Origin of the sequence: Brevundimonas sp. (assembly GCF_041911375.1) — a bacterium.
Lineage (GTDB): Bacteria > Pseudomonadota > Alphaproteobacteria > Caulobacterales > Caulobacteraceae > Brevundimonas.
The window spans coordinates 23,878-30,404 of sequence record NZ_JAYRPA010000004.1; the positions used below are offsets into that span (position 1 = coordinate 23,878).

At 67.1% G+C, this 6,527-nt stretch carries 5 protein-coding genes; all 5 read right to left on the bottom strand.

Translation table 11 applies throughout. The features are described 5' to 3' along the window. Window positions 1-3 precede the first annotated feature (3 nt). Window positions 4-867, bottom strand: a complete 864-nt coding sequence (gene aguB / locus ACE3PU_RS00675; RefSeq protein WP_374385591.1) for an N-carbamoylputrescine amidase — start codon at window positions 865-867, stop codon at window positions 4-6. Then, window positions 867-1,868: an agmatine deiminase family protein gene (locus ACE3PU_RS00680; RefSeq protein WP_374385593.1), complete on the bottom strand. Its 1,002-nt coding sequence runs from the start codon at window positions 1,866-1,868 to the stop codon at window positions 867-869. Before ACE3PU_RS00680 ends, aguB begins: the two co-directional genes overlap by 1 nt. A gap of 178 nt (window positions 1,869-2,046) precedes the next feature. Continuing rightward, window positions 2,047-4,542, bottom strand: a complete 2,496-nt coding sequence (locus ACE3PU_RS00685; protein WP_374385595.1) for a TonB-dependent receptor — start codon at window positions 4,540-4,542, stop codon at window positions 2,047-2,049. A 156-nt stretch (window positions 4,543-4,698) separates the two neighbouring features. Beyond that, window positions 4,699-5,916: a capsule biosynthesis protein gene (locus ACE3PU_RS00690; RefSeq protein WP_374385597.1), complete on the bottom strand. Its 1,218-nt coding sequence runs from the start codon at window positions 5,914-5,916 to the stop codon at window positions 4,699-4,701. Between the two features lie 415 nt (window positions 5,917-6,331). Beyond that, window positions 6,332-6,527, bottom strand: a 196-nt coding sequence (locus tag ACE3PU_RS00695; RefSeq protein WP_374385599.1) for an OmpA family protein, incomplete at its 5' end; no start/stop codon positions are given.

Sequence of the window (6,527 nt, forward strand, 5' to 3'; positions counted from 1 at the left end):
GCCTCAGCGTGGTCCCAGCAAGGACCCGTACAGGTCGGTGCGACGATCACGGAAGAAGCCCCACGCCGCCCGGTGCCGATCCAGGAAGTCGAGGTCGAACTCGTGCACCAGCACGCCTTCCTCGTCCTTGCCCAGGCTTTCGACCAGATCGCCGCGATGGTCGGCGATGAAGGAGTGGCCGTAGAAGGTCTGGCCCGCCTCGGTGACCTGTTCATGGCCGATGCGATTGGCGCCCACGACCGGCACGACGTTGGAGACCGCATGCCCCTGCATGGCGCGCCGCCAGGGCTCGGCCGTGTCCAGGGTGTCGTCGTGCGGTTCGGTGCCGATGGCGGTGGGGTACATCAGCACTTCCGCACCCTGCAGCATCATCGCTCGCGCCGTCTCCGGGTACCACTGGTCCCAGCAGATGCCGACGCCGACCCGGCCGAAGCGCGTCTTCCAGACCTTGAAGCCGGTGTCGCCGGGCCGGAAATAGTACTTCTCCTGGTAGCCCGGGCCGTCGGGGATGTGGCTCTTGCGATAGACGCCCAGCGCCTCGCCGTCCGCGTCCAGCATCACCAGAGAGTTGTAGTATTGCGGCCCTTCGCGCTCGAAGATCGAGACGGGGATGGCCACGCCCAGTTCGCGGGCCACCGGCGCCAGCTGCGTCACGCACGGATGCTCGCGCCATTCGTAGGCGTGGCCGAACCAGCGCTCCTCCTGCGACACGCAGAAATAGGGCCCCTGGAACAGCTCCGACGGTAGGATCACCTGCGCGCCCCTGGCGGCCGCCTCGCGCACCAAGCCGATGGTCTTGTCGATGTTCGCCTGCAGGTCTTCGCCATAGGCGGTCTGGAGCGCGGCGACGGAGATGGTGCGGGGCATCAGGCGGGCTCCTGCTGGGAGATGCAGTGGAACGAGCCGCCGCCGGACAGGATGGCCAGCGACGGCAGCGGAATGACCTCGCGGTCCGGGAACACCGTCTTCAGCGCCTCGCAGGCCATCCCGGCGGCGCGGTCGTCGCCGTAGGTCGGCACGATCACGGCGCCGTCGGCGATCAGGAAGTTCATGTGGCTGGCGGGGATCGGGCGCTCGTCCTCGTCCAGCACCAGGCCGGGCGACGGTATCCGCAGCACCTTCAGGGCGCGGCCTTCCGCATCGACGGCGGCGTGCAGGTCCCGCGCCGTGGCGTCATAGACCTCGGCGTTGGGATCGTTGCGGCCCCAGGCCACGGGGCAGGCCACGACGCCGGGCGCGACGAAGCGCGACAGATTGTCGACGTGCCCGTCGGTATGATCGTTCAGAAGGCCGTCGCCCAGCCAAACGACCCGGCGCGCGCCCAGGGCTTCGGTCAGGGCCGTCTCGGCCGCGGCGGCCGTCCAATCCGGATTGCGGTTGGGGTTCAGCAGGCACTGACGGGTGGTCAGGATCGTGCCCGCGCCGTCATGGTCCAGCGCGCCGCCTTCGAGGACGAAGTCGTGACGCGACAGCGCCGCGCCGGACGCCTCGCCGATCTGGTCGGCCACCTTGTCGTCGTGCGGAAGGTCGTACTTGCCGCCCCATCCGTTGAAGCGGAAGGCGTTGGCCGTGCGTGAACCTGCGCCGAAGATCGGGCCGGTGTCGCGCAGCCAGATGTCGCCGAATCGACCGGCGATCACCGTCACCCCGTCGACGCCCTCGAAACGCGCCCGAGCATCCGCCAGCGCCTCGTCATTGCCGACCAGAAGCTTCACCTGCTCCCGCCCCGGCCCCGCCAGGGCGCGCACCAGCGCCTCGACCTCGGCCTGGGCGGGCGCGAGGTTGTCTTCCCAAAGATCGCCGTGGCTAGGCCAGCCGACCCACATGGCGCGGTGCGGGGACCATTCGGCGGGGATGGGTGCGGTCATGCGAAGGCGTCCTGTCAGGGGGCGTAAACGCGGAGCCGCGCCATATGGCCCCAAGCGCCCCGGACTTCAATGTCCGCCCGCTTTGAGGGGCCACCAGCCGCGTGTCCTCGTCTGGCCAAAAGAAAAGGGCGGCCCGTCGCCGGGCCGCCCTTCCTCATTTCCTGAACTGCGGTCTGCCTTAGAAGGCGTAGCGCAGGGTCGCCATCACCGTGCGGGGCGGAGCCGAACCGGCGAACGGGCGGCTGTAGCCCGGCTGGCCCGGGGTCGCCGAGGTGCGGGTGCCCAGGTTCACGAAGTACTCCTCGTCGAACAGGTTCGTGACGTTGAACTGCAGATAGGTGCCTTCGAAGCCCAGCGGCGCGAAGTCGAACCGGGCGTCCAGATCGACGACGGTGTAGGCGTCCACCTTCAGGTCGTTCACGTCGGTGACCCAACGCTCTCCGACGTACTTGCCCTGGATGCCGGCCGAGAACACGTCGTTGAAGTCGTAGGAGGCGCGCAGAGCGAAGGACTCGCCCGGGGTCTCCACCAGTTCCTTGCCCTCGGTCGCCGCGATCAGGCCCGACGAGTTCAGGACGTAGTCGTCCTGGAGTTCGCTGTCGAGGAACGACGCCGAAGCGTACAGGCTCAGGCTCTGGATCGGCTCCCAGCCCACCGAGGCGTCGAAGCCGATGCTTTCCACCGAGCCGACGTTACGGTCGACGAAGGTGCCCAGGTCTTCGTCGTAGGTGTTGACGATGCGGTTGTCGAAGCTGTTGCTGTAGGCGGAGGCCTGAACGATCAGGCCCGGCGCGTTGAACCGGTAGCCCAGCTCGAAGTTCTGGCTGGTTTCCGGTTGAACGGTGGGGTTGCCGATCGAGCCGTCCGCGAGGCGGGCGACCGTGTACAGGCTGTCCGTACGCGGCGCCGACAGGCTTTCGGCGTAAGAGGCGTAGACCGACTGGCCCTCACCGAAGCGATAGACGGCGCCCACGTTCGGCAGGACGTCGTCGAACTTCTTCGTGGCTTCGTAAGGCGCGATGTACTGGGTCGAGCTGCCGGCGAAGGTGACGTTGCCGTTGGCCAGCGTCGCGTTCGGGACCTGCGAGGTGCAGAGCACGTTGGACGAGGCGTTCTGCGAATAGCAGAACTGGTTCAGTTCACGCTCGAAGAACGGCGCACGAACACCGAGGTTCAGGGTCAGGGCGTCGTTCAGGAAGTTGCCGCGATATTCCAGCGCGAACTGGTTCAGCGAGGCGTAGGACAGACGATCGCGGTTCTGCAGGGCGAAGCCGTCCAGATTGACGATCTGGTTGTCGTCCTCGTTGCGGCCGCCGAACTCGTCGACGTAACGCGGCGAGCTCGGATTCGAGAAGTCGATGTAGCCGTAGTCACCGGTCTGACGGTGACGGCCCCAGTCCAGCGTATAGGCGCCGCGGATCTGGTGATCGTCATTGATGTTCCAGATCAGCGAGCTGTTGATGCCGTAGCGGTGGGTGTTGGTGTTCGACGGGTTCATGACCCGCACCTGGTCCAGGATGTCGCCGTCGCCGTTCAGGTCGACGCCGCCGGTCGTCCGGGTGCCGCGCAGCAGCGCGCTGTTCTCGGCCAGCACGGTGTTCTGGGTGCCGCCGTTGGCCAGGGTGTACTGGAACGACGGGTCGAAGGTGAAGATCAGGCCTTCGGCCAGGGTGAAGCGCGAGTTCAGGCGCACATTGCCCGTGTTCGACGGGTTGATGCGCAGGCCGTAGTAGTTGTTGTTCGACGACGGGTCGACGTCAGCCACGCCCGGACGAACCGGCACGGGGTTGTAGGTGTTGACGAAGTCGGTGTCGAAGGGCTGATCCTGGCAGACCTGGGTCTGGGCGACATCGCAGAAGCCGGTCGTGGTGCCCAGGTTCGGGCCGAGGTACGAGTTGTTGCGGTTCTCGTTATAGTGACCCGACAAAGCGACGAAGTCGCCGTTGTCACGCAGCGGCTGATAGATGCGGAAGTTGTACTGGGTCTTGTTCAGCTCGCCCAGGCCCTTGAACTTGTCATAGGTCTGATCCGAGACGGCGAACCAGGCCGAGGTGCCCCACGGGCCGATCTCGCCGGTGTCGATCAGGCCCATGAAGCGGCGATAGTTGAAGGTGCCGCCCGAAGCCTGGACCCAGCCGCCGAAGTCGGCGGCGGGGCGACGCGTCGTGTAGTTGATGGTGCCGCCGGTGGCCGAGGCGGTGGGGCTGTCGACGTCGGTCGTGCCGGTGTTGACCGAGGCGCGCTCGATCAGTTCCGGGTCCAGCTGCTGGTTGGTGTAGGTGGCATAGTTGCCGGTGTCGTTCAGCGGAATGCCGTCGAAGGTCAGCGACACGCGGTTGCCGTCGAAGCCGCGCAGGCGGATGTTGCCGCCCGACGAACCGTACGGGTCGGCGTTGGTGAAGTTCAGGCCCGGCGTCAGGTTCAGCGTCTGCAGGATGGTCTGACCGGCGGCTTGACGGGCGATGAATTCCTGGGTGACCGAGGAGCGCGTCTTGGCGACGGTTTCGGCGATGATCGAACCGTCGGTCGTGCGGGGGCCGCGCGTGCCGGTGACGACGACTTCCTGGACTTCGGTGGCCTCGGTGCCGGTCGATTGCGCGGCAGCGCCGTTCGCGACGGCAAGCGCGCCGGCGAGGGCGGTGGTCGCCCAGAACAGGCGTTTGCGGTTGATCATGTCATCTATCCCCAGATGCGGGCGTCGGCCCAAGGCGGCGGGCGGGGTCGCCCGCCGGAATGCGGCCCCCTCTAAGCCCCATCTCAGAACGCTGGGCGACAGTTATATGACAGTGATATGACAGCGCCCTAGGGTGACGCGGGCGCCACAGTTGCGTCAGTCGACGCCGCGTTCGAAGACGGCCGCGACGCCACGGGCTGTCGCCTTCATGGCCTTGGGCTCATGGAAGTTTCCGTTCACCTGGGTCTGCGCGATCACGTGGGCGCGGAAGCGCGCGAACAGGGCGGGATCGGGCGCTTCGGGCCGGTTCCAGAAGTCGTCCAGGTCGCCTTGGTGCGTCAGCCCCTCGAAATCGAAGAAGGCGTCGCCCAGCACCTTCACCGGCGTCTGGAAGCCCAGCGCCGACAGCGCGGCGCTCGAATTGTTGACGATCATGCCGCGTGACGCGCGGCACAGGCGCGCCAGATTGCCGCCGTCTATGAAGTCCACCCGGTCCTGCACGCCGCCCTCCACCGCGAGGCGGCGCGTGACGCGTTCCAGATCGACCAGTCCGGGGTCCAGCGGATGGTTCTTCACCAGCAGACGGCAGCCCGCCGGCGCGGAAGCGGCGAAACTGCGCACCACCGCGGCGAGGAAGGCCGTGTTGTCGGCGTAGCGGGAATAGCGCAGCAGCTGGGCGTCGCCCTCCCGTTGCAGGCAGGCGATAAAGAACGGGCCGCGTGCGGCGATCCGGTCGATCGTCGCCTCCGCCGTCCCTCGGAACGTCAGGCCGACATATCGTCTGATATGGCCGACGCACTGGCGCCAGGGCGAGGCCGTGTAGTGGTTCGCATGCTTCGGGAAGGCCGCGGAGCCCAGGCCCTGCGCAATGTGGTACAGGCTTATGTTGGCGACGTGGTGGGGCAGGATCTTACCCACCGGGCGAACGTCGGGCGCCTCCGGCGCCGGCGCAGGGTATCCCTCGCGAAAGCGCGGCAGTCCGCTGGACGCATTGACGCCGTTGCGTTCCACGGTGACCCAGTCTGGCCGAAAGTAGCCGTTCTCCAGCACCCAAATCCGTGTCGAGAGCGTCTCCGCTTGACCCAGCACGGCGCGGTTGTAGGGCCCGCCTTCGCCGAACAGCACAACGTCGGTGTAGTCGGCCAGCACGCCTTCCGCCTGAGCGCGCCAGTCTTCCGCCGAGGCCTTGAAGACGACGCCGCCGGGTCGACGCCAGTTCAGGGCGTCGCCGGCGTTGAAGATCATGCGCCGGACCTCCGCGCCCTTGGCCTCCAGCACCTCGCCCAGCGCCATGCCGAAGCCGCCGAACGGGGCGCTGACGATCAGGAACCGCCGCCCGTGAAGCCCGCTCGCAGCAGCCTTGGGAAACAGCACGGTCGGCGACGCCGCTACGGCGGCTTCCCTGGCGCGGGGCGAGGCGGTCCTCAGGTCAGACGATATCCGGGTGTCGGAGGTGGTTCGCAGCCGGTGCCTACGGCGACGCCGACCGGACAGGGCCCTCGATGCTCGGAGATCAACCATGCCTCAGTCCGCACCCGGGAAAACGATCGATGAGATCTGGCGGTTTACGGGCGGGCGCCATTGAATCCGCCATCCGATCCTTTTGGCTTTTGCCGCTCGACGGATCAACCCGCAATATGAAAGTGCTGTTATTTCAGAGTGATGCGCATCACGCCCGACAAGAGAGACGGCCGCCGCCCCGTGAGGGGCGGCGGCTTCATCTTTTGTCATCGACGACTTTTTCGTCCGGTCTGGCCGCGATCCCTGGGGGATCGCGGCCGTCACGGTCTTAGAAGTTGATGTCGATGGTGGCGCGACGGTTGAGGGGCTCGCGGACGCCGTCAGCGGTAGCCTTGGCGAGCGCGGTTTCACCCTTGCCGTCCAGCGCGATGACGCCGCCGTTGACGCCCTGGGCGACCAGGGAGTCGGCCACGGTGCGGGCGCGACGGTTGGACAGGCCGATGTTGTAGGCGGCCGAGCCGGAG